At 73.4% G+C, this 24,497-nt stretch carries 20 protein-coding genes; 9 read left to right on the top strand and 11 right to left on the bottom strand.

Translation table 11 applies throughout. The features are described from left to right. Positions 1-64: 64 nt before the first annotated feature. From ACSU6Z_RS18655 to ACSU6Z_RS18630, 6 genes are all read right to left on the bottom strand, one after another. The gene (locus ACSU6Z_RS18655; protein ID WP_437047100.1) at positions 65-1,387 is read right to left on the bottom strand and encodes an Nramp family divalent metal transporter; all 1,323 of its coding nucleotides are present in this window, start codon (positions 1,385-1,387) and stop codon (positions 65-67) included. A gap of 174 nt (positions 1,388-1,561) precedes the next feature. After that, positions 1,562-2,149, bottom strand: a complete 588-nt coding sequence (locus ACSU6Z_RS18650; RefSeq protein ID WP_437047098.1) for a hypothetical protein — start codon at positions 2,147-2,149, stop codon at positions 1,562-1,564. A 91-nt stretch (positions 2,150-2,240) separates the two neighbouring features. After that, on the bottom strand, positions 2,241-3,752 hold the full coding sequence (locus ACSU6Z_RS18645; RefSeq protein ID WP_437047096.1) for a GntP family permease: 1,512 nt from the start codon (positions 3,750-3,752) through the stop codon (positions 2,241-2,243). Between the two features lie 113 nt (positions 3,753-3,865). Beyond that, the gene (locus ACSU6Z_RS18640) at positions 3,866-4,276 is read right to left on the bottom strand and encodes a RidA family protein (RefSeq protein WP_437047095.1); all 411 of its coding nucleotides are present in this window, start codon (positions 4,274-4,276) and stop codon (positions 3,866-3,868) included. Further along, the gene (locus ACSU6Z_RS18635; RefSeq protein ID WP_437047093.1) at positions 4,273-5,037 is read right to left on the bottom strand and encodes an IclR family transcriptional regulator; all 765 of its coding nucleotides are present in this window, start codon (positions 5,035-5,037) and stop codon (positions 4,273-4,275) included. Before ACSU6Z_RS18635 ends, ACSU6Z_RS18640 begins: the two co-directional genes overlap by 4 nt. After that, entirely contained in the window at positions 5,034-6,128 is a 1,095-nt protein-coding gene (locus tag ACSU6Z_RS18630; RefSeq protein ID WP_437047092.1) for a sugar kinase, read from the bottom strand. Before ACSU6Z_RS18630 ends, ACSU6Z_RS18635 begins: the two co-directional genes overlap by 4 nt. Before the next feature lie 162 nt (positions 6,129-6,290). Here ACSU6Z_RS18630 and ACSU6Z_RS18625 point away from each other — a divergent pair, with 162 nt between their 5' ends. Then, entirely contained in the window at positions 6,291-7,589 is a 1,299-nt protein-coding gene (locus tag ACSU6Z_RS18625) for an amino acid deaminase (RefSeq protein WP_437047090.1), read from the top strand. A gap of 15 nt (positions 7,590-7,604) precedes the next feature. Further along, positions 7,605-9,218 carry an N-acyl-D-amino-acid deacylase family protein gene (locus ACSU6Z_RS18620; RefSeq protein ID WP_437047088.1) on the top strand — a complete coding sequence of 538 codons (1,614 nt, stop codon included), beginning with the start codon at positions 7,605-7,607 and terminating at the stop codon, positions 9,216-9,218. Between the two features lie 24 nt (positions 9,219-9,242). Here ACSU6Z_RS18620 and ACSU6Z_RS18615 read toward each other — a convergent pair whose 3' ends face one another. Next, on the bottom strand, positions 9,243-10,085 hold the full coding sequence (locus tag ACSU6Z_RS18615) for a S1 family peptidase (RefSeq protein ID WP_437047086.1): 843 nt from the start codon (positions 10,083-10,085) through the stop codon (positions 9,243-9,245). Positions 10,086-10,341: 256 nt separating this feature from the next. Here ACSU6Z_RS18615 and ACSU6Z_RS18610 point away from each other — a divergent pair, with 256 nt between their 5' ends. Then, positions 10,342-11,553 (top strand): pyridoxal phosphate-dependent aminotransferase, encoded by a 1,212-nt coding sequence (locus ACSU6Z_RS18610; protein ID WP_437047084.1) that lies wholly within the window; start codon positions 10,342-10,344, stop codon positions 11,551-11,553. Between the two features lie 109 nt (positions 11,554-11,662). Next, positions 11,663-12,085 carry a hypothetical protein gene (locus ACSU6Z_RS18605; RefSeq protein ID WP_437047083.1) on the top strand — a complete coding sequence of 141 codons (423 nt, stop codon included), beginning with the start codon at positions 11,663-11,665 and terminating at the stop codon, positions 12,083-12,085. A 498-nt stretch (positions 12,086-12,583) separates the two neighbouring features. Here ACSU6Z_RS18605 and ACSU6Z_RS18600 read toward each other — a convergent pair whose 3' ends face one another. Then, entirely contained in the window at positions 12,584-14,416 is a 1,833-nt protein-coding gene (locus ACSU6Z_RS18600; RefSeq protein WP_437047081.1) for a phosphoenolpyruvate carboxykinase (GTP), read from the bottom strand. 415 nt (positions 14,417-14,831) lie between these two features. On the opposite strand from ACSU6Z_RS18600, the gene trhA reads away from it, so the two are divergent. The 3 genes from trhA (at position 14,832) to ACSU6Z_RS18585 (ending at position 17,080) form a co-directional block, all read left to right on the top strand. Beyond that, entirely contained in the window at positions 14,832-15,536 is a 705-nt protein-coding gene (gene trhA / locus ACSU6Z_RS18595) for a PAQR family membrane homeostasis protein TrhA (protein WP_437047080.1), read from the top strand. 140 nt (positions 15,537-15,676) lie between these two features. Next, the gene (locus ACSU6Z_RS18590; RefSeq protein ID WP_437047078.1) at positions 15,677-16,315 is read left to right on the top strand and encodes a TetR/AcrR family transcriptional regulator; all 639 of its coding nucleotides are present in this window, start codon (positions 15,677-15,679) and stop codon (positions 16,313-16,315) included. Positions 16,316-16,348: 33 nt separating this feature from the next. Further along, a complete protein-coding gene (locus ACSU6Z_RS18585; RefSeq protein WP_437047077.1) occupies positions 16,349-17,080 on the top strand; it encodes a Mut7-C RNAse domain-containing protein in 732 nt (243 codons plus the stop codon). Between the two features lie 57 nt (positions 17,081-17,137). On the opposite strand, the gene ACSU6Z_RS18580 is transcribed toward ACSU6Z_RS18585, so the two are convergent. After that, a complete protein-coding gene (locus ACSU6Z_RS18580) occupies positions 17,138-19,168 on the bottom strand; it encodes a thioredoxin domain-containing protein (RefSeq protein WP_437047075.1) in 2,031 nt (676 codons plus the stop codon). A 172-nt stretch (positions 19,169-19,340) separates the two neighbouring features. On the opposite strand from ACSU6Z_RS18580, the gene ACSU6Z_RS18575 reads away from it, so the two are divergent. Further along, positions 19,341-22,589, top strand: a complete 3,249-nt coding sequence (locus ACSU6Z_RS18575) for a tetratricopeptide repeat protein (protein ID WP_437047073.1) — start codon at positions 19,341-19,343, stop codon at positions 22,587-22,589. A gap of 78 nt (positions 22,590-22,667) precedes the next feature. Here ACSU6Z_RS18575 and ACSU6Z_RS18570 read toward each other — a convergent pair whose 3' ends face one another. Both ACSU6Z_RS18570 and mca read right to left on the bottom strand, forming a co-directional pair. Next, on the bottom strand, positions 22,668-22,910 hold the full coding sequence (locus ACSU6Z_RS18570; RefSeq protein ID WP_437047071.1) for a hypothetical protein: 243 nt from the start codon (positions 22,908-22,910) through the stop codon (positions 22,668-22,670). Then, a complete protein-coding gene (gene mca, locus ACSU6Z_RS18565; RefSeq protein ID WP_437050378.1) occupies positions 22,903-23,763 on the bottom strand; it encodes a mycothiol conjugate amidase Mca in 861 nt (286 codons plus the stop codon). The genes ACSU6Z_RS18570 and mca overlap by 8 nt, the downstream gene beginning before the upstream one ends. A 222-nt stretch (positions 23,764-23,985) precedes the next feature. On the opposite strand from mca, the gene ACSU6Z_RS18560 reads away from it, so the two are divergent. Continuing rightward, entirely contained in the window at positions 23,986-24,384 is a 399-nt protein-coding gene (locus ACSU6Z_RS18560; protein WP_437047070.1) for a DUF4307 domain-containing protein, read from the top strand. The last annotated feature ends 113 nt before the right edge of the window (positions 24,385-24,497 follow it).

Raw genomic sequence — 24,497 nt, 5'->3', positions numbered from 1 at the left:
GCCATGGCGGAACCGCGGGAGATCGCGCCCGGCCCGAAGCGGGGCGAGTCGCGGTGGGGGCGTCCTAGAAGAACTCCGACCACGGCTGGTCCCAGATCTGCTTCACGCACAGCACCAGGAACAGCAGCCCGGCGACGGCGAGCATCGCGTTGCTCAGCGGGCCGCTGCGCCACTCGCGGGGAGTGCGGGAGGAGTTGAGGAGCCAGACCAGGGTCAGGGCGAGGAACGGCATGAACGCCGCGCCCAGGACGCCGTAGATGACGACCAGGCGGAAGGGCTGGCCCTGGAAGAGCAGGACGATGGGCGGGAAGGTCATCCACAGCAGGTAGGCGCGGAAGGGCCAGGAGCGCTCGCGCTCACCGGTCGCGACCTCCTCGCCCTTCAGCTGCCCGCGCGTGCGGTACCGGGCCACGAAGTCGGCGAACATCAGGCTCACGCCGTGCCACACGCCGATCAGCGACGTGAACGACGTGGCGAAGAAGCCGATGAGGAAGAACTTCGCCGTGGCCGTGCCGTACTCGTCCGCCAGGATGTCGCCGAGCTGGACCAGGCCCTTGTCGCCACTGGCGATGGCGATGTTCGCGGCGTGCAGGAGCTCCGCGCCGACGAACAGCATGGCGACGACGAACACGCCGGTGGTGGCGTAGGCGACGCGGTTGTCCAGCCGCATCACCTTCATCCAGCCGGTGTCGGTCCAGCCCTTGGCGTTGACCCAGTAGCCGTACGCGGCCAGCGTGATGGTGCCGCCGACGCCGCCGATCAGGCCGAGGGTGTTGAGGATGGAGTCCTTCTCGTCCGGCAGGACGGGCAGCAGGCCCGCGAACGCGTCGCCCAGGTTCGGGGTGACCCGGATCGCGAGGTAGACGGTCACCACGAACATGACGCCCACCAGGACCGTCATGACCTTCTCGAAGACGGCGTACTTGTTGAACCAGACGAAGACCAGGCCCACCACGCCGCAGGCCGCGCCCCACCACTCGAGGTCCATCACGCCGGGGAAGAGGGCCTGCAGCGGCAGCGCGCTGGACGACATCGCCGCCGCGCCGTAGACGAAGCCCCAGATCGCGACGTAGACGGCGAAGAACCACGTCGTCCAGCGGCCCAGGCTCGCCCAGCCGTCGAACAGGGTGCGGCCGGTGGACAGGTGCCAGCGGCCGGCCGCCTCGGCGAGGGAGATCTTCACCAGGCAGCCGAGGATCGCGGCCCACAGGAGGGTGTAGCCGAAGTTGCTCCCCGCGATGAGGGTGGCCACGAGGTCACCGGCCCCGACGCCGGTCGCGGCGACGACGATGCCGGGCCCGATGTACCGCCAGCTCGACTTGCGGGGCGCCGCGCCGCCCTCGTGCAGGGCACTGGTGCCCTCGGTCCGTCCCGTGATGTCCGCCATGCAGGTCAAGTAAGCCCATCGGCGCCCCGGAGACAAGGGGGCGTGCGGGGATCTTCACCGGCTCGCACCGACCGGATGTCACCCGGCGGGGGATCGCCCGCCCCCGGGCGGGACCTCCGCTTCGCCGTGGCGCGGAGGCGGGGGGAGCACGCGGCACCCGGCCGGGCCCGGTGATCAGGTGTCGGCCTCGCCGTCCCCGCCGTCCCCGCCGTCCTCGAAGTAGGCGTCCAGGACCTCGTCCAGCCGTGCGTCCCACTCCCGGAAGAGGCTCCGGGAGGCGGCGTCGATCTCGATGGGGTACCAGCGGCGGTCGGGGGTGTGCACGGTGACCGTGTACCGCTTGCCGAAGCGGGCCGTCTCCGTCTCGACCGCCGCGACCTCGTCCCAGCGGAACTCGCACTCCTGGTCGTCCAGGCGCAGCCGTACGCCCCTGTGGTCGGCGACGATGCGGGCGCGGCGGTCGGAGGCCTCGAAGACGGGGCCGTCCGGCACCTCCGCCTCCTCCTCCGGCGACCCGGGGGTGTCCTCCCCGGCGGAGGAGGCCGGCTCGGGGGCGGTCCCCTCCTCGGAGGGGGAGTCCCCGGAGGCGGTGTCCTCGGAGGCGGTGTCCTCGGAGGCGGTGTCCTCCGCCCGTCCGGTGTCCTCCGGCTCTCCGGACGCGGGCGCGGTGAGCCCGGGGATGAAGGCCGGGTCGAATCCGGCGCCCTTCACCACGGGCTCCCCTTCCAGGGGCTGGCTGCTCGAACCTATGCGCTGCTCCACAGCGGAGCAGTATGGTCGACAAACCTGTGCCGCACACAGTCGGCCCGGCAACGGTGCGCGAAGAGTTACACGGCGGCCCGCCGAAGACCCGTCAGAGGAACAGGCTCAGTACGGCGGCGACCGCGAATCCGCCCAGCGACAGCACGCTCTCCAGCACCGTCCAGGACTTCAGGGTGTCGCGCTCGCCGATGCCGAAGTACTTGGCCACCATCCAGAAGCCGCCGTCGTTGACGTGGCTGGCGAAGATGGAGCCCGCCGAGATCGCCATGATGACCAGGGCGAGGAACGCCTGGGAGTGGCCGCCCTCGGCGAGCAGCGGGGTGACGATGCCCGCCGTGGTGACGATGGCGACCGTCGCCGAGCCCTGGGCGACCCGCAGGACGAGCGAGATCAGGTAGGACAGGACGATCACGGGCAGGCCGACGTCGTTGAAGGTGTCGGACAGGGCCTGGGCGACACCGCTGGCCTTGAGGACCGCGCCGAAGACGCCGCCCGCGCCGACGACGAGCAGGATGTTGCCGACGGGCTTGAGCGAGGCCGTGGAGACGGTCTCCAGGGACTTGCGGGACCAGCCGCGCCGGATGCCGAGCAGGAAGTAGGCGAGGAGCAGGGCGATCGTCAGGGCGACGAAGGGACTGCCGAAGAACTCGATCACCGAGCGGGGGGTGGAGGGGTCCAGAGCGATGGAGGAGAAGGTGGCGGCGAGGATCAGGACCAGCGGGGTGCCGATGATGCCGAGGACCGTGCCGAGCGGGACCGGCGTCTCGCGCGGCTCGACGCCGCAGGCCCGCTGCTCCTCGATGACGGCGCGCTTGGCCTCCTCGGCGGCCTCCACCATGTCCTGGGGCACGGCGACGAAGACGCGGCGTCCGATCCAGGCGGAGTACGCCCAGGCGGCGAGGACCGCGGGGAGGCCGCAGACGACACCCATGAGGATCACCCAGCCGAGGTCCACGTGGAGCAGGCCGGCGGCGGCCACCGGGCCGGGGTGCGGTGGCAGGAAGGCGTGGGTCATGGACAGGCCGGCCAGCAGGGGCAGGCAGTAGAGCAGGACGGACTTGCCGGAGCGCTTGGCGGCGGCGTAGACGATCGGCGCGAGGACGAAGATGCCGACGTCGAAGAAGACCGGGATGCCGAAGATGAGGCCGGTCAGGCCCATGGCGAGGGGGGCCCGCTTCTCCCCGAAGAGGCCCAGCAGCCTCGATGCCAGCACGTGCGCGCCGCCGCTGACTTCGAGGATCGCGCCGAGCATGGTGCCCAGGCCGATGATGATCGCGACGTGGCCGAGGATGCCGCCCATGCCGGATTCGATGGTGGAGACGGCGTCGGACTTCTGGACGGTGCCGAAGAGTTCGGTGACCGACAGCCCGGCGAGCAGGCCGACGGCTATGGAGACGGCGAGCAGCGCGACGAACGGCTGGAGCCGGACCTTGATGATCAGGAAGAGGAGCAGCGCGATGCCGAGGGCGGCGACGGTCAGCAGACCGGCGGTGCCGTCGACCAGGAGGAGGAGGCCGCCGGTGTGGGAGGGGGCTTCGGCGGGCGCCGGGGCGGCGAGCGGGAGGAGCGGGGGGAAGGACGGGAAGGCTGGCGGGTGGGACATGCGGAGGTCCTCTGCGTAAGAACATGCGGCTTTCGGGCAGGGGGGATCGCGGCACGGCACCCGGAGGGTGGGGGGCGCCGTGCCGTTCACGGTGTACGGGGGGTGAGAGGGCGTCAGCCGAGGACGGCCAGGGCGTCGATCTCGATGAGGAGGCCGGCGGGCAGACCGACGTAGACGGTGGTGCGCGCGGCGGGCGGCTGGGTGAGGCCCTGCTCCTCGAAGTAGGCGTTGTAGATCTCGTTCATCTCGGCGAAGTGGTCCACGTCGGTGAGGTAGACGCGGATCATCATCACGTCGTCCCAGCTCGCGCCGCCCTCTTCGAGGATCGCCTTGACGTTGGCGAGGGTCTGGAGGGTCTGCTCGCGCAGGGTGGGGCCGACCGGGGTGGGGGCCTTGCCCTCCTCGTGGGGCAGGAAGCCGACCTGGCCGGCGACCTGGAGGATGTTGCCCTTCCGCACGCCGTGCGAGAACTTCGCGGGCGGGACGGTGTGGGTCTTGGGGGTGAGCGCGGTCTTCTCGGTCATGCGGTGACTTCCTTGACTGGGGTCCTGCCGGAGTACTCGCCGCTGATGGCGTCCGCGGTACGGCGGACCAGCGGGAGCAGGGTGAGGAGTTCGTCGGCGGTGACGACGACGTTCGGCGCGGAGACCGACATCGCGGCCACCACCCGGCCGTCGGGGCCCCGGACCGGAGCCGCGACGCAGTTGATGGACTCCTCGTGGCCACCGAGGTCGGTGGCCCAGCCCTGTTCGCGCACCTTGTCCAGCTCGCGCAGGAACGCGGCGGCGTTGGGTGTCGAACGGGACGTGTACAGGGGGTAGTCGAGCCTCTCCGCGAGGGCGCGGCGCTCGGGTTCGGGCAGGTCGGCCAGGAGCAGCTTGGCGACGGCCGCGACGGTGATGGCGACGGGCTTGCCGATCCGGGAGTACATGCGGACCGGGTAGCGGCTCTCCACCTTGTCGATGTAGAGGACCTCGTTCTCCTCGTACACGGCGAGGTGCACGGTGTGGCCGCAGGCCTCGTTGAGGCGGACGAGGTGGGGGTGGGCGATCTCCCGGACGTCGAGGTTCTCCATCGCCTCCTGGGCGAGGGCGATGAGCCGGGCGCCCAGGCGGTAGCGCTGGTCGGACTGGCGGTAGACGAAGCCGTGTTCGTGGAGGGTGCGCAGCAGGCGCAGGGCGGTGGACTTGTGCACGCCGAGGCGGTCGGCGACCTGCCCGAGGTCGGCGGGGCCTTCGGCGAGCAGCGGCAGGATGCTCAGGGCGCGGTCGACGGTCTGGCTCATGGCGTGCGTACCTCCTCCTCGGCCCTCTCGTCGGCCTGCGTCCAGCCGGGGCCGAGTCGCAGTCTCCCCCACGCGGCGTCGTCGAGGGCGGCCAGGCGGTCGGCGTGGTCGCGGGAGGGGGGTGCGGCGAGGTCGCCGGGGACGGTGAGGGCGGCGGCGGCCATCAGGTGGCCGTGGCGCAGCCGGTCCCGGAGGGGCAGTCCGCGCAGGGTGGCGGAGAGGAACCCGGCGGCGAAGGCGTCCCCGGCGCCGACGGCGGCGACGACGTCGACGCGGGGGGCGGGGACGTGGAGGGCGGTGCCGTCGGCGCCCTCGGCCGCCCCGCCGGTGCCGTGGGCGAAGACGGTCGCCCCTCCCGCGCCCTGCTTGACGACCAGGACCGCCGGTTCGGGCAGCGCCTCCCGCACCGCCCGCGCCCCGCGCAGCCCCCACACCTCCCGCGCCTCGTCGTCGCCGACGAAGACGAGGTCCGCGCCGCGCGCCAGTTCCCGCAGGACGCGGGGGGCGTCGCCGGGGTCCCGCCACAGTCCCGGCCGGTGGTTGACGTCGAAGGAGACGAGGGGGCGGCCGGGGCGGCGGGCGGTGAGCTCGCGCATCAGCTCCCGGCAGTCGGCGGACAGCGCGGCCGTGATGCCGGACAGGTGGAGGATGCGCCCGGCGCGCACGGCGTCCAGGTCCAGGGTGGCGGCCGACATGGCCGAGGCGGCCGAACCGGCCCGGTAGTACGCCACCTCGTGGGCGTCGGTGGCGCGGTCCCCGGCGGTGCGGAAGTACACGCCGGTCGGGCGGGCCGGGTCCCGTCGCACGGACGCGGTGTCGACGCCGTACGCGCCGACCGCCTCGACCAGGTGGTCGCCGAACCCGTCGGCGCCGACCCGGCTCACCCAGCGCGCGGAGTGCCCGGCGGCGGCCAGTGTGCAGGCCACGTTGGACTCGGCGCCGCCGATGCCCCGGTCGAAGGAGGGCACGTCGGCGAGGCGGCCCGGCCGGGTGGGCAGGAACGTGACCATGGACTCGCCGAGCGCGACGACGTCCACGACCTCGACGGCGCCCGCGGTGCCGGGGGCGGTGGTGGGTCCCGTGGCGGTCACGATCGTCGTAGCTCCTCGGCATCGGGGCGGCGGGGCCGTCGGGGGGGAGTCGCCGGGGAGGCGGATCCGTTGACCCCGCGTTGGCCGAGATGTTAGACAGCGGTAAGCGACATACGCAATGGACGTTGCAATATGTGCAACGCACCGGATCAGGGAGGCTCCATGGCCCGCGACACCGGCACCGAAGCCCCGGACATCGGCACCGATCCCCTCGCCGGCCTGGCCGGGGAACGCGTCGACCACCGCTTCAAGGGCCTGCCGCCGGACGCCGACGGGCTGACCGTCGGTGAACTCGCCGCCCAGCGCCGCAACCTGTTCACCGGCGGTTTCACCACGCCCGTGCTGGCCCTGTCCGCCGAGCGCCTGGAGCACAACCTGGGACTGATGGAGGCGTACGCCGCCCGGCACGGCCTCGCCTTCGCGCCGCACGGCAAGACCTCCATGGCCCCGCAGCTCTTCCGCCGCCAGATCGAGCACGGCGCCTGGGGCATCACCCTGGCCGTGCCGCACCAGGTGCGGGTGGCGTACGGCTTCGGCTTCCGCCGGATCCTCCTCGCCAACGAGCTGGTCGACGCCGCCGCCCTGCGCTGGGTGGCCGCCCGGCTGGACGCCGACGCCGACTTCCGCCTGATCGTCTACGTCGACTCGGTGCGCGGGGTGGAACTGATGGACGCGGCCCTGAGGGGGGTCTCGCGCCCGCTGGAGGTCGTGGTGGAACTCGCCGCCGGCGAGGAGGCCCGCACCGGCGCCCGCACGGAGGCCGGGTGCGCGGCGGTCGCCGACGCGGTGGCGGCGACGAGCACGCTGCGGCTGGTGGGTGTGGCCGGGTACGAGGGCGAGGTGCCGCAGGCGACGCCGGAGAAGGTGCGCGCGTGGCTGCGGCGGCTGGTGGCGCTCGCCGCGGAGTTCGACGGGGCGGGTCGGTTCGCCGGGCTGGAGGAGATCGTGGTGAGCGCGGGCGGCAGCGCCTGGTTCGACGCGGTGGCCGACGTCTTCGCCGAGGTCCCCGGCCTGTCCGCCCCCGTGCTGAAGCTGCTGCGCTCGGGCGCGTACGTCTCGCACGACGACGGCCACTACCGCGAGGCGACGCCCTTCAACCGGGTCCCCGAGGAGGGCGCCCTCCGGTCCGCGTTCCGCCTGTGGGCGCAGGTCGTCTCCCGCCCCCGTGCCGGGCAGGCGTTCGCCAACGCGGGCAAGCGGGACGCCGCCCACGACCTCCACCTCCCCTCCGCCCGGGTGGTCCGCCGGGACGGCGCCGAGCGCCCGGCCGACGGCATCGAGGTCACCGGCCTGTCCGACCAGCACACCTGGCTGCGCACGGAGCCCGGGGCGGACCTGGAGGTCGGCGACTGGATCGGCCTGGGCCTGTCCCACCCGTGCACGTCCTTCGACAAGTGGCAGCTGATCCCGGTCGTCCGGGCGGACGGCACGGTCGTCGACTACATCCGCACGTTCTTCTAGAGGAGCCGGTCGGTCATGGAAGACCTCGTCATCCGGGACGCGGACGTCGTCGACGGCACCGGCGCCCCCTCCTACCGCGCCGACGTCGTGATCGACGGCGGCCGGATCGTGTCGATCGTCAAGGAGGCCGCGGCGGCGGGCTGCCTGCGCCCGGCGGCCGTGCGGGAGCTGGACGCCCAGGGGCTGGTCCTCTCCCCCGGCTTCATCGACATGCACGCCCACAGCGATCTGGCGCTGCTGCGCGACCCCGACCACAGCGCCAAGGCCGCGCAGGGCGTCACCCTCGAGGTCATCGGCCAGGACGGGCTGTCGTACGCGCCGGTCGACGACCGCACGCTGGCCGAGGTGCGCCGCGCGATCGCCGGGTGGAACGGCCCCGGCGACGACATCGACTTCGACTGGCGGTCGGTGGGCGAGTACCTGGACCGCCTGGACCGCGGGATCGCCGTGAACGCGGCCTATCTGATCCCCCAGGGCACGGTCCGCGCCCTGGTCGTCGGCTGGGAGGACCGCCCGGCCACCGGGGCGGAACTGGACCGGATGCGGCAACTGGTCGCGGAGGGCCTGGAGCAGGGCGCGGTCGGCCTGTCGTCCGGGCTGACCTACACCCCCGGCATGTACGCCGAGGACGCCGAACTGGCCGAGCTGTGCCGGGTGGTGGCGCGGTACGGCGGCTACTACTGCCCCCACCACCGCAGTTACGGCGCCGGGGCGCTGGAGGCGTACCGGGAGATGGTGGAGCTGGCCCGCGCGGCCGGCTGTCCCCTCCACCTGGCCCACGCCACCATGAACTTCGGCGTGAACAAGGGCCGCGCGCCCGAACTGCTGGCCCTGCTGGACGAGGCCCTGGCGGCCGGTGCCGACATCACCCTCGACACCTACCCCTACACCCCCGGCTGCACCACCCTCGCCGCGCTGCTGCCGAGCTGGGCGAGCGAGGGCGGGCCGGAGGAGACCCTCGGGAGGCTGGCCGACGACGGCACCGCCGAGCGGATCCGCCGCCACCTGGAGGAGACCGGTTCCGACGGCTGCCACGGCGTGCCCGTGGAGTGGGGGACCGTCGAGATCTCCGGCGTGGCCGACCCGGCGCTGGCCGGGTACGTGGGCCGTACGGTGCTGGAGTCGGCGCGGCTGCGGGGCGAGACCCCCTGGACGGTCGCCCGCCGGCTGCTGCTGGCCGACCGGCTGGCGCCCACCGTCCTGCAGCACGTCGGCCACGAGGAGAACGTCCGGGCGATCATGCGGCACCGCATCCACACGGGCGGCTCGGACGGCATCCTCCAGGGCGGCAAGCCGCACCCGCGCGCCTACGGCACGTTCCCGCACTACCTGGGCCGGTACGTGCGGGAGCTGGGCGTGCTGTCGCTGGAGGAGTGCGTCGCCCACCTCACCTCCCGTCCGGCGGCCCGGCTGCGGCTGCCCGACCGGGGCCGGGTCCGCGAGGGGTACCGGGCCGACCTGGTCCTCTTCGACCCGGCGACGGTCGCGGCGGGGTCCACCTTCGCCGAGCCGCGCACGCTGCCGACGGGCATCCCGCACGTCCTGGTCGACGGGCGGTTCGTGATCGAGGACGGGCGGCGCACAGACGTCCTGGCGGGGCGGGCGGTGCGCCGCACACCACCGCGCTGACCGCCCGCCCCGGTACGGCTACGGCTACGGCTTGGGCAGGGCGCACCCGGCGCGGCTCAGGTCCAGCTTGTTGTCCGGGCCGAAGCAGGCGGGTATGCGGTAGGTCTGCTGGGCGTAGTTGGTGCCCTGGCGGACGGTGACGGTGCCGTTCGCGTCGATCTCGCAGGGGTTGTTCACCGTGCAGCGCTGCCCGTCCTCGTTGCCGGTGTTGTTGACGGCGACGACCCTGCCGGTGGCGGTGTCGATCACGGGTGAGCCGGAGGTGCCGCCGACGGTGTCGCAGGCGGGGGTGTAGCGGATGGAGTCCTTCCAGGTCCAGTCGCCCTCCTTCAGGCGGTACGCGAACCCGTCGACGGCGCAGGCGTAGGTGCGCTTCCAGTAGCCGGAGACGACGGTGATGGCGCTGCCCGCGGCCGGGCGGGTGGCGTCGAGGGTCAGCGCGCCGATGCCGTACGAGTTCCTGATCTGCGCGTAGGTGGTGGTGAGCTGGTAGAGGGCGACGTCCGTGTCGGTCATCGTCGCGTAGGCGATCTTGTTGGCGCGCAGGGTGGCCACGCGGGTGCCGGAGGCGTTGAGGAGACCGAAGGTGCGGCTGGAGGCCCGGTCGGTGACGACCTCGCCGGGCGCCGGGAACCCGGTCTCCAGGCAGTGCCCGTTGGACATCACCAGCGCCGGGTCGTCGTCCTCGGAGGCGGGGAAGCGGATGACCGAGCCCGAGCAGTTGCTGAGCGCGACGGTGCCGGCGAAGGTGACGGCCCGGGCGGCGGGGGCGGCGCCGGTGTCGCCGGCGGGCGCGGCCACCGCCGGTGCCACGCCCGCTCCGGTGATCACCAGACCGGCGAGCGCGGCAAGGAGAGGCTTGTTCATGTGGGGTCCCCTCTGCAGACGTCGGCGACCGGAGATCTTCCGGCCGCCCGCTGTCTTGTCATGCGCATTGTTAGTGCGCGCGGGTGAGGGGGGCAAGGACCCGTTTCCGGCGGGGACGCCGCGCGACGGGGCGGCGCCACCGCGGGGCCGAGCAGGCCGAACGGGGCGCACGGGGGCGGCACGCCGGACGAACCGGCCGTCCCGCGTGGCGGAAAACACGGCCCCGGACGGGCGGCCGGCCCGTAAGCTCCCAGGCATGCAGGTGATCCAGTCGACCAAGCTCGCCAACGTCGGTTACGAGATCCGGGGTCCGGTGCTCGAGGAGGCGATGCGACTGGAAGCGGCCGGTCACCGCATCCTCAAGCTCAACACCGGCAACCCGGCGGCCTTCGGCTTCGAATGCCCGCCCGAGATCCTGGAGGACATCCTCCGCAACGTCTCGACGGCACACGGCTACGGCGACGCCAAGGGCCTGCTGGCCGCCCGCCGCGCGGTCGTCATGCACAACCAGACCCTCGGCGTCGAGACGGACGTCGAGCACGTCTTCATCGGCAACGGCGTCTCCGAGCTGATCGTGATGGCGATGCAGGGCCTGCTCGACGACGGCGACGAGGTCCTCGTGCCGGCCCCGGACTACCCGCTGTGGACGGCCGCCGTCACCCTGTCCGGCGGCACGGCGGTGCACTACCGCTGCGACGAGCAGTCCGACTGGATGCCCGACCTGGCGGACGTCGAGCGCAAGGTCACCGACCGCACCAAGGCGATCGTCGTCATCAACCCCAACAACCCCACGGGCGCGGTGTACGACGAGGCGGTGCTGCGCGGGCTGACCGACATCGCCCGCCGCCACAACCTGCTGGTCTGCTCGGACGAGATCTACGACAAGATCCTCTACGACGGCGCCACGCACACGCCGACCGCCGCGGTCGCCCCCGACCTGCTCACCCTCACCTTCAACGGCATGTCGAAGGCGTACCGGGTGGCCGGTTACCGGGTGGGGTGGATGGCCGTCTCCGGCCCGCGCGCCCACGCCGACTCCTACATCGAGGGCCTGACGATCCTCGCCAACATGCGGCTGTGCGCCAACATGCCGGGCCAGCACGGGGTGGTGGCGGCGCTCAGCGGCCGGCAGACCATCAACGACCTGGTGCTGCCGGGCGGGCGACTGAAGGAGCAGATGGACGTCGCCTACGAGCTGCTGACGCAGATCCCGGGCGTGAGCTGCGTCCGCCCGAAGGGGGCGCTCTACCTCTTCCCCCGTCTCGACCCAGGGGTCTTCAAGATCAAGGACGACCGGCAGATGGTCCTGGACCTGCTGCGCCGCGAGAAGATCATGGTCGTCCACGGCACGGGCTTCAACTGGCCCGAGCCGGACCACTTCCGGGTGGTGACCCTGCCGGCGGTCGGGGACCTGCGGGACGCGGTGGGCAGGATCGCGCGCTTCCTGGACGGTTACAGCCAGCCCTGACGGCCCCGGCCCCACGCCGCGTGTACACGAAGTCCCGTTTTGTGGACGACTCAACTTTAGACGGAATCTAAGCTAGGATGGCTTCCTGCAAGCAGTCAGGAGGCCATCCATGTACGAACCGATCCGTACCAAATCGGTCCACAGCACGATGGCCGGCAGCACCCCGGACTTCCCCCACCGGTCACGCGAGGAAGAGCTGGACATCCAGCTCGCGGGCCATCTCGCGGCACTGCTCGCCGTCACGGACGAGCTCCGCGCGCTGGCACCCGCCGCCGACCTGGACACCGCGGCCGACCGGCTCGCCGAGCAGGTGGCCCGCCTGCGGGGAGGCCGTACGCCGGCCCGCGTGCCGCTGACCGCCGCCCAGGGCGAGCACCACCCGGCGGCCCTGCACCGCAGGGCGCACGCCCTGGCCGGCCGCGCCCTGGTCGTGGCCGCCTCCCGCGCCGACACGGCGGCCGCCATCCTCGCCGCCGAGCGGATGGACGCGCACACCGCGGCCCTGGAGGCACCCGCGCTCGCGTCCCGCTGAGCCCTTCGGGGCTCCCCCGACGGCCCCGGTCCGCGTGCACCCGCAGCGACGCGCGGACCGGGCGCCACTCACCACCACCCGCCCGCCGCCGGCCGACGCCGGACGGGGCACGGGCGGGCTCCGCGGGCCGTGCCCGCTCGGCGCCGGCGTCCCGGCGGGACGGCCCGGCCGCGGCCGGCGCCACGCCCGGCGCGGGCGGCCACCTGCCCGCCGTACTGCCGCCGGTGTCCGCCGGCCATCCCGGTGACGCGGCCGGCCCCACGACCGGGACGGCCGTGCCGGCGGAGCGCGCGTGGGGCCCCGAGCCCTCCGGGCGGCGCCCCGGGACGACTGACGGGCCGGGCCCCCGCACGCCGTTGTGCGGGGACCCGGCCCGAACGGGGTCCCTCCCCACGCTCCCGGCTACCGGAGCGGGAAGGGACCCCCTCGCGACCGGCCTTCGTGACGACATCGCGGGTCAGGGCTAGTCGGACCGGCCGCGGAGCAGGGGTGCGCCGTTCAGCCCAGGCGCTTCACCAGGGCGTGGTACTCGTCCCACAGTTCCTTCGGGGTGTGGTCGCCGAAGGTGTTCAGGTGCTCGGGGACCAGCGCGGCCTCCTCGCGCCACACCTCCTTGTCGACGGTGAGCAGGAACTCCAGCTCCTCGTCGGACAGGTCCAGGCCGTCGGTGTCGAGGGCGTCCTTGGCCGGCAGGATGCCGATGGGGGTCTCGACGCCCTCCGCCCGGCCCTCCAGGCGCTCCACGATCCACTTCAGGACGCGGCTGTTCTCACCGAAGCCGGGCCAGACGAACCTGCCCTCGTCGTCCTTGCGGAACCAGTTGACGTAGTAGATCTTCGGCAGCCTGGACTGGTCCTTGCCCTTGGCCACGTCGATCCAGTGGGCCATGTAGTCGCCCATGTTGTAGCCGCAGAACGGCAGCATCGCGAACGGGTCGCGGCGCAGCTCGCCGACCTTGCCCTCGGCCGCCGCCGTCTTCTCGCTGGCCACGTTGGCGCCGAGGAAGACGCCGTGGTTCCAGTCGAAGGACTCCGTCACCAGCGGGACGGCGGTGGCGCGGCGCCCGCCGAAGAGGATCGCCGAGATCGGCACGCCCTTGGGGTCCTCCCACTCCGGCGCGATGATCGGGCACTGGGCGGCCGGGACGGTGAAGCGGGCGTTGGGGTGCGCGGCCGGGGTGTCCGACGCGGGCGTCCAGTCGTTGCCCTTCCAGTCCGTCAGGTGGGCGGGCGGCTCCTCGGTCATGCCCTCCCACCACACGTCGTTGTCGTCCGTCAGCGCCACGTTGGTGAAGACGGCGTTGCCCCACAGCGTCTTCATCGCGTTGGCGTTGGTGTGCTCGCCCGTGCCGGGCGCGACGCCGAAGAAACCGGCCTCGGGGTTGATGGCGTACAGGCGGCCGTCCTCGCCGAAGCGCATCCAGGCGATGTCGTCGCCGACCGTCTCGACCGTCCAGCCGGGGATGGTCGGCTCCAGCATGGCGAGGTTGGTCTTGCCGCAGGCGCTCGGGAAGGCGGCGGCGACGTACTTCGGCTCGCCCTGCGGCGGGGTGAGCTTGAGGATCAGCATGTGCTCGGCGAGCCAGCCCTCGTCGCGGGCCATGACGGAGGCGATGCGCAGGGCGTAGCACTTCTTGCCGAGCAGGGCGTTGCCGCCGTAGCCGGAGCCGTAGGACCAGATCTCGCGGGTCTCGGGGAAGTGCGAGATGTACTTGGTCCGGTTGCAGGGCCAGGGGACGTCCTCCTGGCCCGGCTCCAGCGGGGCGCCCAGGCTGTGCACGGCCTTGACGAAGAAGCCCTCGTCGCCGAGCTCGTCCAGGACCGCCTGACCCATCCGGGTCATCGTCCGCATGGAGACGGCGACGTACGCCGAGTCGGTGATCTCGACGCCGATCGCGGACAGCGGCGAGCCCAGCGGCCCCATGCAGAAGGGCACGACGTACATGGTGCGGCCGCGCATCGAGCCGCGGAACAGGCCGCCCTCGCCGCCGGTGCCCCGGAAGATCTCCCGCATCTCGGCGGGCGCCTTCCAGTGGTTGGTGGGACCGGCGTCCTCCTCCTTCTCGGAGCAGATGAAGGTCCGGTCCTCGACGCGCGCGACGTCGGTGGGGTCGGAGGCGGCGTAGTAGGAGTGGGGGCGCTTGACGGGGTCGAGCTTGCGGAAGGTGCCTTTCCGGACGAGCTCCTCGCACAGCCGCTCGTACTCGGCCTCGGACCCGTCGCACCAGACCACGCTGTCCGGCTGGGTCAGTTCCGCGATCTCGTTCACCCACGAGATCAGTTCCCGGTGCTCGGTGGGGACGACGGGGGGAGCCGCGATGTCGCGCGCCACGATTGCTCCTAAATGAGGGATTTTGTGGTTGGAGGCCCCGTGGGGGCTGCGACCCGGATGCTTCACGGTGGACCCTTCGGCGCTCATCCGGTGCCGACCGCACTCATTTGATCATCCGACGTACGCGCCCATCTGTCCAGAGGACCTCACACCTGAGCAGAGTGAGGATCGCCACGCACCAGGGGAACCTCGTCGATTCTTTGCGCACGCGTTGAGTTCACCTGGAACTCCTTTTACCCGAGCGGACCCGGATGCGCCCGGCGGGAGATCCGAGGCACCGCGAAGCGAGATGCGAAGTGAGATGCGAAGTGAGGAGGAACGCGTCCCCGGGTACTCGTGGGACGATGGCCGCGCACGCCCCCCCGCGCGGTCTGACTGATGTGTAACTTACGGTTCCGTAGGTACGATGCCAGACATGACTGCGTCCGCATTCGACGCGCCGACGGACCCGCAGGCCGCCGGCCGCGGTCCCGTCGCGCTCCCCCTGCCGCATCCGGTCAAACCGAAGCTCCGCGGCTGGCTGCACCTCGGCATGTTCCCGGCCGCCCTCGTCGCGGGCCTGGTGCTCACCGCGCTCGCCGACTCGACCGAAGGGCGGATCGCCTGCGGAGTCTACGCCTTGACGGCATGTCTGCTGTTCGGCGTCAGCGCCCTGTACCACCGGGGCGACTGGAGCCCGCGCATGGACCGCGTCCTGCGCCGGCTCGACCACTCCAACATCTTCCTGATCATCGCCGGCACCTACACCCCGCTGACGATACTGCTCCTGCCCGACGCCAAGGGGCGGTGGCTGCTGTGGGGCATCTGGGCCGCCGCCGCGGCCGGCGTCCTCTTCCGCGTCCTGTGGGTCGGCGCCCCGCGCTGGCTCTACACCCCCTGCTACATCGCGATGGGCTGGGCGGCCGTCTTCTTCCTCCCCGACTTCCTGCGCGCCGGCGGCGTCGCCGTCCTGGTCCTGGTGGTCGTCGGCGGCGTGCTCTACAGCGTGGGCGGAGTGGTCTACGGCATCAAGCGGCCGAACCCGTCACCGCGCTGGTTCGGTTTCCACGAGGTGTTCCACTCCCTCACCCTGGCGGCGTTCATCGCGCACTACGTGGGGATCTCGCTGGTGGCGTACTAGCACGCGCGACCCCGCGCCCCTCCCCCGCGGCCACGGCTCGCGAGCCGTGGCCGTTCCCGTGCCCCGGGAACCGGGCGCCCGCCGGGCGCGGGCCGCGAGCGGTGCCGGGGACACGACCGCCCCGAAGACCGTGTCCGAGAATGACCTCCATGACGGCCGCACGCACCCCCCACCCCGCCGACCGCCCCCCGCCGGGACTTCGCGAACGCAAGAAGGCCAGGACCCGTGAGGCGATCCGCTCCGCGGCCTACGCGCTGATGCGGGAGCGGGGGTACGAGGCCACGACGGTCCAGGGGATCGCCGAGCGGGCGGAGGTGTCACCGTCGACCGTCTTCCGTTACTTCCCCACCAAGGAGGACATCGTCCTCACGGACGAGTACGACCCGTTCCTGGCGGAGGAGTTCGCCGCCCGGCCCGCCGACGAGCCGTGGACGGTCTCCCTGCGGCACGTGATGCGCAAGGCCGCCGCGGCCGCCGCCGGGGAGGACCCCGAGACGACGCGGTTGCGGACCCGGCTGATGGCCGAGGTGCCGGCGGTGCGCTCACGGATGGTGGAGGGCGCGTCGGCCACCGGCCGTCTGCTGGGCCGCCTCATCGCCGAGCGCACCGGCCTGGACGCCGACGGCCTGGAGGTCAGGGTCGTGTCCGTGTCCTTGGCCGGCGGCCTGCTGGAGGCCTCGCGGTACTGGGCCGAACACGGCCACGAGGGTGACCTGGCCGACCTGGTCGACCGCGCCCTGGACGTCCTGGAGCACGGCCTGCCCGCCGGAAAACCCTGAGGCCGGTGCCCGCCCGCATGACATCCTGACCGGGTGAACGGTCCCGAGATCCACATCGCGTTCGCCCCCGAGCTGCACGTGTTCGTCCCGCAGGCCCGCCGCGGCGGCACCACCCGCCTCGCCACCGACGGAGTCTCCGCGCTCGGCCATGTCGTCGAGTCCCTCGGGGTGCCGCTGACCGAGGTCGGGGCGCTCGTCGTGGACGGCCGCGAGGTGCCGGCCGCGCACGTCCCCGCGGCCGGCGAGTCGGTGACCGTGCGGGCCGTCGAGCGCCCGCAGCGGGTGCCCGGCGCCCCCTTGCGCTTCCTGCTCGACGTGCACCTGGGCACGCTCGCCCGCCGCCTGCGGCTGCTCGGCGTGGACACGGCCTACGAGTCGACCGACATCGGCGACCCGGCGCTCGCCGCCCGGTCGGCCGCCGAGAGGCGGGTCATGCTCAGCCGCGACCGGGGCCTGCTGCGCCGCCGCGAGCTGTGGGCGGGCGCGTTCGTCTACAGCACCCGCCCCGACGAGCAGCTCCACGACGTCCTGGACCGGTTCCGGCCCGAACTGCGCCCGTGGACGCGGTGCACCGCCTGCAACGGCCTGCTGAGGCAGGCCACCAAGGAGGAGGTCGCGGACCAGCTCAAGGGCGGCACGCAGCGCTCGTACGACGTCTTCGCACAGTGCCGCCGGTGCGGGCGCGCGTACTGGAAGGGCGCCCACCACGACCAGCTGAGGGCGATCGTGGAGCGGGCGCTGGGCGGGGACGCCCGGCGCGGCTGAGCACGCCGGACGACCCCCTCGTCCCGGGCGGCGCCCCGAGGGGCCCGGCCCCCCGGTTCAGCCGCCCAGCGCGGCGCGCAGCCCCTCGGCGTCGGTGGTCGGCGCCTCACAGGTGAAGCGGCGGCAGACGTACGCGGCCGGCGCCCCGCCCACCAGGGGCCGTCCGGCCAGCAGCGGGAACTCGTCGCTGCCCTCGGTGCCGACGGCGACGACCGCGCCGGGCGCGGTGCCCCGCAGGGCCGTGCGGTGCAGGGTCCGGGTCGCCTCGTCGTCGAGGGCGGGGCCCACCACGGCGACCTCGCGGGGCCCGTCGAGCAGGGCCTCGGCGACGGCCAGGCCCCAGCCGACGAAGCGGGGCACGCGCGGGCCGAGCGCCTTCACCACGCCGAGGGCGTGCTCGGCGGCGGTGCGGTGCGGTTCGGAGCCGGTGTGGGCGGCGTAGGACAGCAGGGCGCCCGCGGCGGCGGTCCAGCCGGACGGGGTGGCGTTGTCGGTGGGGTCCTGCGGGCGGCGGATCAGCCGCTCGGCGTCGGCGGCGGTGTCGTACAGCGAGCCCGCCTCGTCGGTGAACCGGGTCAGGACGTGGTCGAGCAGCAGCCCGGCGAAGTCCAGCCAGACGCCCTCGCCGGTGACGGACGCCAGCGCCAGGAAGCCCTCGGCGACGTCGGCGTAGTCCTCCAGCACCCCGGCGTTGGCCCCGGCCTGCCCGTCCTTGCTGGTGCGGGTGAGGCGGGCGTGGTCGTCCAGGTGCAGCCGGACCAGGAGGTCGGCGGCGGCGACGGCGGCCTCCACCAGGTCGGGGCGGTCGAAGCAGGCGCCGGTCTCGGCGAGCGCGGCGATCGCCAGGCCGTTCCAGGCGGCGACCACCTTGTCGTCCCGGCCGGGCGCGGGCCGCTCGGACCGGGCGGCCAGCAGCCGCTCCCTGATCGAGGCGATCCGTCCGGCGTCGGACACGCCCTCCCCTTGCGGGAGCTGCAGCACGGAGGCGCCGTGCTCGAAGGTGCCCTCCTCGGTCACGCCGAAGTACGGGGCGGCCAGGTCGGCGTCCGCCTCGCCGAGCACCTCCCGCAGCTGGGCGGGTGTCCACACGTAGTACGCGCCCTCGACGTGCCGGCCCGTGCCGTCGTCGCTGTCGGCGTCGAGCGCGGAGGCGAACCCGCCCTGGTCGGTGCGCAGCTCCCGCACCATGAAGTCGGCGGTCTCCAGGGCGACGCGGCGGGCGAGCCCGGAGCCGGTGGAGCGCCACAGATGGGTGTAGACCCGGCACAGCAGCGCGTTGTCGTACAGCATCTTCTCGAAGTGGGGCACGACCCAGTCGCGGTCGACGGAGTAGCGGGCGAAGCCGCCGCCGAGCTGGTCGTAGATGCCGCCGCGCGCCATGCGCTCGCAGGTGTCCCGCGCCATCTGCAGGGCGCCCTCGGCGCCGGTGCGGGCGTGGTGGCGCAACAGGAACTCGATCACCATGGACGGCGGGAACTTGGGCGCCCCGCCGAACCCGCCGCGCTGCGGGTCGTACTCCCGGGTCAGCCCGAGCAGCGCCTGCGCGAGCTCCGCCTCGCCGGGCGGCTGGGCGTCGCCGTAGGAGATCTCCCGCCCGGCGAGCTCCCGGACGATCTTCCCGGCGACGTCGGTGACCTCCCCGCGCCGCTCCGCCCACGCCTGGTGGACGCCCTGGAGGACCTGCCGGAAGGACGGCATGCCGTGCCGGGGCGCGGGCGGGAAGTAGGTGCCGAAGTAGAACGGCTCGGCGTCCGGGGTGAGGAACACCGTCATGGGCCAGCCGCCCTGCCCGGTCGCCGCCTGCACGGCCTCCATGTAGACGGCGTCGACGTCGGGGCGTTCCTCGCGGTCGACCTTGACGCTGACGAAGTGGGCGTTGAGGTAGTCGGCCGTCGCCTCGTCCTCGAACGACTCGTGCGCCATCACGTGGCACCAGTGGCAGCTGGAGTACCCGACGCTCAGCAGCACGGGCACGTCCCGTCGCCGCGCCTCCGCGAACGCCTCCCGCGACCAGGGCCACCAGTCGACGGGGTTGTCGGCGTGCTGGAGGAGGTAGGGGGACGTCTCGTGCGCCAGTCGGTTCGGCATGGTGTCCATCCTGCCCCAGTACCCGCTCCGCGTCGGACGGCACACCGCCGTCACCTGCCGTCCGTCCCCTCCCCACGACGAGGCGGGCGCCGCACACTTGACCCGCGGACGATCGGGGAAGGATCCGGAGGCGGGGGCCCGGCGGGGCCCCGGCCGTCAGAGGGGGACTGACATGCGGGAGCGTCATCGGGCGGACGCCGAGCGGCTGCTGGCACGGTCCGTCGAGGAGGAGGTCCGCCGCTCGGGTGGGCGCGTCGACGGCAGCGTGCTGCTGTCCCGGGCGCGGGGCGAGCTGGAGACGATGGCGCGGGCGGCCGCCGAGGAGTACGAGGCCTACACCCGCGCCCTGGACGAGGCGGAGGCCGGGCAGCTCACCTTCCGGCAGCGCTACGCCCGTGAGGGCGGCGGCACCCCCTTGCTGGTGGCGGCCGTCGCCGCGGGCGCCGCCGTGGTGGCCGACATGGCGCTCGGGACCGGCGCCGGTGTGGCCCTGGGCGCGGGCGCCGCCGTGGGCGTCACCGGCGCGGCGGCGACGGTGGTGAAGGTGATGGGCTCGCATCTGCCCGCCGCCCACCACCGGGCCGGTGCGGTGGGCCAGCCGGGCGGGCCGGAGCAGCTGCGCCTGCAGTGGCTGACGGCGCTGGAGGTGCGGGGCATCCGGCCGTTCCTGGACCAGCAGCGGGTGCTGGCCGCCTCCACCGGGCCGAAGAAGCCGGTGCCGAGGCTGCGCGGCACCGACAAGAGCGCGGCGGCCCGCGGGCGCAGTGTGCTGGAGCAGTCGTTCGGGCAGCTCCCGGAGGCCGCGGGCGTCCTCGCGGGCCGGCGGCGGGAGCTGGCGCGGATCAGGCAGTGGGTGCAGGCGGCCCGGGCCGACACGGAGACCCGGCCGACGGTGGTCGTGCTCCACGGGGCGCCCGGCAGCGGCCGTACGGCGCTCGCCGTGCGCGCCGCCCACGACCTGCGGGACCACTTCCGCGGCGCCTGCCTCGTCGACCTGCGCGGCGACGGCCGGGACACCGGCCCCGGCGGCGGCGGTGACGGCCGCGGCGCCGGGCGGACGGAGCCGCCGCTGTCCACCCGGGACGCCCTGCTGCACCTGCTCAACCGGCTCGGCGCGCCCCGCGAGCAGCTGCTGTTCCGGGAACGGTCGTCCGCGGACCAGCAGGTCAAGCGGCTCGGCGAGCTGTATCACCAGCACCTGGCGGGCGTACCGGTCACGATCGTCCTCGACGACGCCGCCGACGCCGAGCAGATCCGCGCCCTGGTCCCCGAACGGTCCGACAGCCTGGTCCTGGTCACCGCCCACGAGCCGCTGGAGCTGCCGGCCGGCCTGCCCGCGCGGGTGCACCACCTGCCGGTCGGGCCGCTGGACGCGGCGGGCGCGGAGGAGCTGCTGGCGGCCGTCGCGCAGGACGTCACGGGCCCCTACGACGCCGAGGCCGCCGACCGGATCCGGGAGCTGTGCGGCGGGCTGCCGCTGGCCCTGCGCATGGCGGGGTCCGCGCTCGGCCCGCGCTCCCCGCGCGCCCTGGCCGGCGACCTGGCCGCGTACGGCCCCGTGGAGCCGGTCGAGCGCGCGCTGTGGCTGCGCTACACCGACCAGCCGGAGACGGCGCGGCGGCTGCTGCGCCGCCTGGCGCTGGCCGGCCGCACCTCGCTGGGCGCCGCCGCGGCGGCGGCGCTGCTGGCGACCGACGAGCGGGAGGCCACCCGGCACCTGGCGGCGCTGTCCCGGGCGGGCCTGGCCGACCGCGTCCGCGGCAACCGCTACCGGCTCCACGACGTGGTGCGCGCCTTCGCCCGCGCCCGCCTCCTCGACGAGGAGGACCCGGCCGACCGCGCGGCGGCCCAGGAGCGGCTGATCACCCACCACGCCGAGCTCGCCGACACGGTGCTGCGGCTGGTCGACGGCAATGTGTCGACCCGCTCCGACCGCGCCGGGCCGCACGGGTTCGCCTCGCTGGACGAGGCGCTGCGCTGGCTGGACGACGAGTCCAGCTTCCTCACGGCCGCGCTCAGGCACACCGAGGGCGTCGACCGGCGCGCCGTGCTGAACCTGCTGGGCGCGCTGTGCGACTACTGCCTGCTGCGCGGCGACCTGTACCGCCTCGGCGAGATCAGCGAACTGGCACAGGCCGTCGACGAGGGGCTGCTGATCCGTTCGGTGCAGTGGCGCACCGGCATCGCGGCCCGGCAGCTCGGCGAGCTCGACAAGGCCCGCACCACCCTGACCTCCGTGGTGGACCTGTACCGGGAGGCCCACCACGACGCGGGCGCCGCCCGCGCCCTGACCTCGCTCGGCATCACCCTGCACCACCAGGGCAACCTGACGGAGGCGGCGGCGAGGCTGCGGGAGGCGCTGTCCCTGGCCGCCGCCCCCGAGCTGGCGGCGGACCGGGCGTGGACCCTGCACGCGCTGGCGGCGGTGGAACGCGACCGCGCCCACCTGTCCGAGGCGCTGGACCTGCTCACCGAGTCCCTGGTGCTGCACCGCGCGAGCGAGTCCGTGCACGGCCAGGCGTGGGCCCACTTCCAGCTCGGGCAGCTGCACCTGCGCCGGGGCGACGTGCCGCGCGCGGAGGCCGACCTGAGCACGGCCCTCGGCCTGTACGGCCGCACGCAGGACGCGCGCGGCCAGGCGTGGGCGCTGACCCAGCTCGCACGGGCACGGCTGGTGGCCGGAGACGCCGCGCCGGCGGTGGAGGAGCTGAGCCGGGCGGCGGCCCGGCACCGGGACAACGAGGACGCGCGCGGCGAGGCGTGGACGCTGTACTACCTGGGCCAGGCGCTGGAGGAGACCGGCGATCTGGGCCGGGCGGTGCGGGAGCTGGAACGCTCCCGCACGATGTTCTCCCGGATGCGGGACGTGTACGGCCTGGCCTGCGCCCGCCACCACTCGGCCCGCGTCACCCGCGACCTGCGCGCCGCCCAGACCGGGTCGCTGCGCAACTCCGGTTTCGCCCGCCAGCTGCTGGTCGACGCCCGCGCCGACTTCCGGCGCATCGGCGTCGCCCACGGCGAGGCGTGGACCTGCCTGGAGCTGGCGGTGGTGGACGCGGGCAACGCCCGTACGGCGCAGGCGCTGGCGCTGTGCGACGAGGCGGCGGCGCTGTTCGCGTCGTACGGCGACCGGCGGGGCGGGGACTGGGCGCGCTTCCTCAGGTGCACCCTGCTGCCGTACGCCGCGCCGGGCGGCGTGGAGGTCGGCACGGCCGTCGCCCAGGAGGAGCTGGGCCGGCTGGCCCGCGCCGGGCATCCCGCGCGCGACGGGAAGCTGGACGACTGCGTGGAGGCGTACCGGCTGCTGCTGGAGCGGGGCGTGCGCCTGGAGGCGGGCTGGCAGGCGTGGCGGCTGGGCATGGTGCCCGGCCGCCACGCCCGGGAGGTGATGGGGGTGGAGGTCGCCGCGGCAGGGAAGTAGCCGCGGCGGCCGTCCGTCACGGGGCGGCGGGCCGGGCGTCCCGGCGCCCCGTCCGCCGACCTGTCCGCGCGGACCGGATCAGCCCTTGGCGGGGGCGCCCCCGGCCCCGGTGCCCGGCTCCGCGTCCGGGTCCGGGGCCTCCTTGAAGTCGACCTTGCCCATGTGCCTGTTCATCGACTTCATCAGACCCCACACCGCCAGGGCCATCACCGCGAAGACGATGAAGCCGAGGACACCGGGGGTGACCTTGTCCTTGTCGAACTCGGCGAGGGTGACCAGGTGCGTCATCGCCGGGCTTGCGCTTGCGCTCATGTCAGGCATTGTCCCGGATGCCCGCGAAGAGGTCGTCCTCGGGGAGGGATGTGGGCACGAGGGACTTGGCGAGCTCGTACTCCTCGGTGGGCCAGACCTCCTTCTGGACCTCCATCGGGACCTTGAACCAGCCGCCGTCGGGGTCGATCTGCGTGGCGTGCGCGATCAGCGCCTTGTCGCGGATCTCGAAGAAGTCGGCGCAGGGGATGTGCGTGGTCAGCGTGCGCTCGGGGTGGCCGGACTCGTCCCAGCGCTTGAGCCACTCGCCGTAGGGGGACTCCAGGCCGCGGTCGGTCATCGCCTTGTGCAGCGCCTCGGTGCGGGGCCGGTTGAAGCCCTGGTTGTAGTAGAGCTTCAGCGGCTGCCACGCCGGGCCGTACTCGCTCTCCGGGTACTTCGCGGTGTCCGTCGCGCCCTCGAACGCCACCATCGTGATCTTGTGGGTCATGATGTGGTCGGGGTGCGGGTAGCCGCCGTTCTCGTCGTAGGTGGTGATCACCTGGGGGCGGAAGGAGCGGATCTTGCGCACCAGCTCGCCGGCCGCCTTGTCGACGTCCTCCAGGGCGAAGCAGCCCTCGGGCAGCGGCGGCAGCGGGTCGCCCTCGGGCAGGCCGGAGTCGACGAAGCCGAGCCACTCCTGCTTGACGCCCAGGATCTCCCGGGCCTCGTCCATCTCCTTCTTGCGGACCTCGTGGATGTGCTCCTCGATGTACGTGTCGCCCTGGAGCTTGGGGTTGAGGATGGAGCCGCGTTCTCCGCCCGTGCAGGTCACCACCAGCACGTCCACCCCCTCGGACACGTACTTCGCCATGGTGGCCGCGCCCTTGCTCGACTCGTCGTCGGGGTGGGCGTGGACGGCCATCAGTCGCAACTGGTCAGTCAAGACTCAATCCTCGGTCAAGTCGGCGCCCTGTGTTGTCGGCGCAGTCCAATAAGTGCCGCCCCGGGGGCGTCCGCGTGGGGCGGCGGGCGGGTGGCGGGCGGGGGCTTCTATAGTGACCGAATCGGAGGGCGAATAATTCCGGAGCCGGGCTTCGGGGCCCCTTTCGGGACATCCCGTCCCGCCCCCGCCGAGAGGACGATCATGAGTACGGCGAGCACACGACCGCCCGAGGGCCGCTACGGCCGCTCCTCGGACGAACGGGCCGACCGCACGCTCAAGACCGTCGGCGCCGTCCTGGCGGTGCTCCTGCTCGCCCTGGTCGGCTACCTCGGCTACCACTACGTCGGCCAGAACAAGATCAGCGCCGAGGTGATCGCCTTCGACCCCTCCGAGGACTCGGTCGAGGTCCGCCTGGAGGTCCGCAAGGACGCCGGCGCCGAGGGCTACTGCACCCTGCGGTCCCAGGCCGAGGACGGCGACGAGGTCGGCCGGGCCGACTTCCGCTTCGAGGGGGACGCCACCCGCATCGAGCGGGTCGTCACGCTCCGCACCAAGGCCCGGGGCACCACGGCCGAGCTCCTCGGCTGCCACGCCGACTGACTTCGTCCGGAATACGTCCGTGCTGACCTGCGGCGACGTGATTCTTGGGAGTTATGTCCTCCCCCTTTCGCCCTGGAATTGTTAGGCTCGTGGTTTCGCCCACCTGTGGAGGA

Origin of the sequence: Streptomyces sp. enrichment culture, from assembly GCF_964273145.1 — a bacterium.
In the GTDB taxonomy this organism is placed as follows: Bacteria; Actinomycetota; Actinomycetes; order Streptomycetales; family Streptomycetaceae; genus Streptomyces.
This window is presented reverse-complemented; position numbering and strand designations above follow the sequence as displayed.

Bases quoted from the DNA above. Each gene is read 5' to 3' on its own strand.
- ACSU6Z_RS18655 (WP_437047100.1), bottom strand. From the start codon at position 1,387: ATGGCGGACATCACGGGACGGACCGAGGGCACCAGTGCCCTGCACGAG.
- ACSU6Z_RS18645 (WP_437047096.1), bottom strand. From the start codon at position 3,752: ATGTCCCACCCGCCAGCCTTCCCGTCCTTCCCCCCGCTCCTCCCGCTC.
- ACSU6Z_RS18640 (WP_437047095.1), bottom strand. From the start codon at position 4,276: ATGACCGAGAAGACCGCGCTCACCCCCAAGACCCACACCGTCCCGCCC.
- ACSU6Z_RS18635 (WP_437047093.1), bottom strand. From the start codon at position 5,037: ATGAGCCAGACCGTCGACCGCGCCCTGAGCATCCTGCCGCTGCTCGCC.
- ACSU6Z_RS18625 (WP_437047090.1), top strand. From the start codon at position 6,291: ATGGCCCGCGACACCGGCACCGAAGCCCCGGACATCGGCACCGATCCC.
- ACSU6Z_RS18620 (WP_437047088.1), top strand. From the start codon at position 7,605: ATGGAAGACCTCGTCATCCGGGACGCGGACGTCGTCGACGGCACCGGC.
- ACSU6Z_RS18615 (WP_437047086.1), bottom strand. From the start codon at position 10,085: ATGAACAAGCCTCTCCTTGCCGCGCTCGCCGGTCTGGTGATCACCGGA.
- ACSU6Z_RS18610 (WP_437047084.1), top strand. From the start codon at position 10,342: ATGCAGGTGATCCAGTCGACCAAGCTCGCCAACGTCGGTTACGAGATC.
- ACSU6Z_RS18605 (WP_437047083.1), top strand. From the start codon at position 11,663: ATGTACGAACCGATCCGTACCAAATCGGTCCACAGCACGATGGCCGGC.
- trhA (WP_437047080.1), top strand. From the start codon at position 14,832: ATGACTGCGTCCGCATTCGACGCGCCGACGGACCCGCAGGCCGCCGGC.
- ACSU6Z_RS18590 (WP_437047078.1), top strand. From the start codon at position 15,677: ATGACCTCCATGACGGCCGCACGCACCCCCCACCCCGCCGACCGCCCC.
- ACSU6Z_RS18580 (WP_437047075.1), bottom strand. From the start codon at position 19,168: ATGCCGAACCGACTGGCGCACGAGACGTCCCCCTACCTCCTCCAGCAC.
- ACSU6Z_RS18575 (WP_437047073.1), top strand. From the start codon at position 19,341: ATGCGGGAGCGTCATCGGGCGGACGCCGAGCGGCTGCTGGCACGGTCC.
- ACSU6Z_RS18570 (WP_437047071.1), bottom strand. From the start codon at position 22,910: ATGCCTGACATGAGCGCAAGCGCAAGCCCGGCGATGACGCACCTGGTC.
- mca (WP_437050378.1), bottom strand. From the start codon at position 23,763: ATGGCCGTCCACGCCCACCCCGACGACGAGTCGAGCAAGGGCGCGGCC.
- ACSU6Z_RS18560 (WP_437047070.1), top strand. From the start codon at position 23,986: ATGAGTACGGCGAGCACACGACCGCCCGAGGGCCGCTACGGCCGCTCC.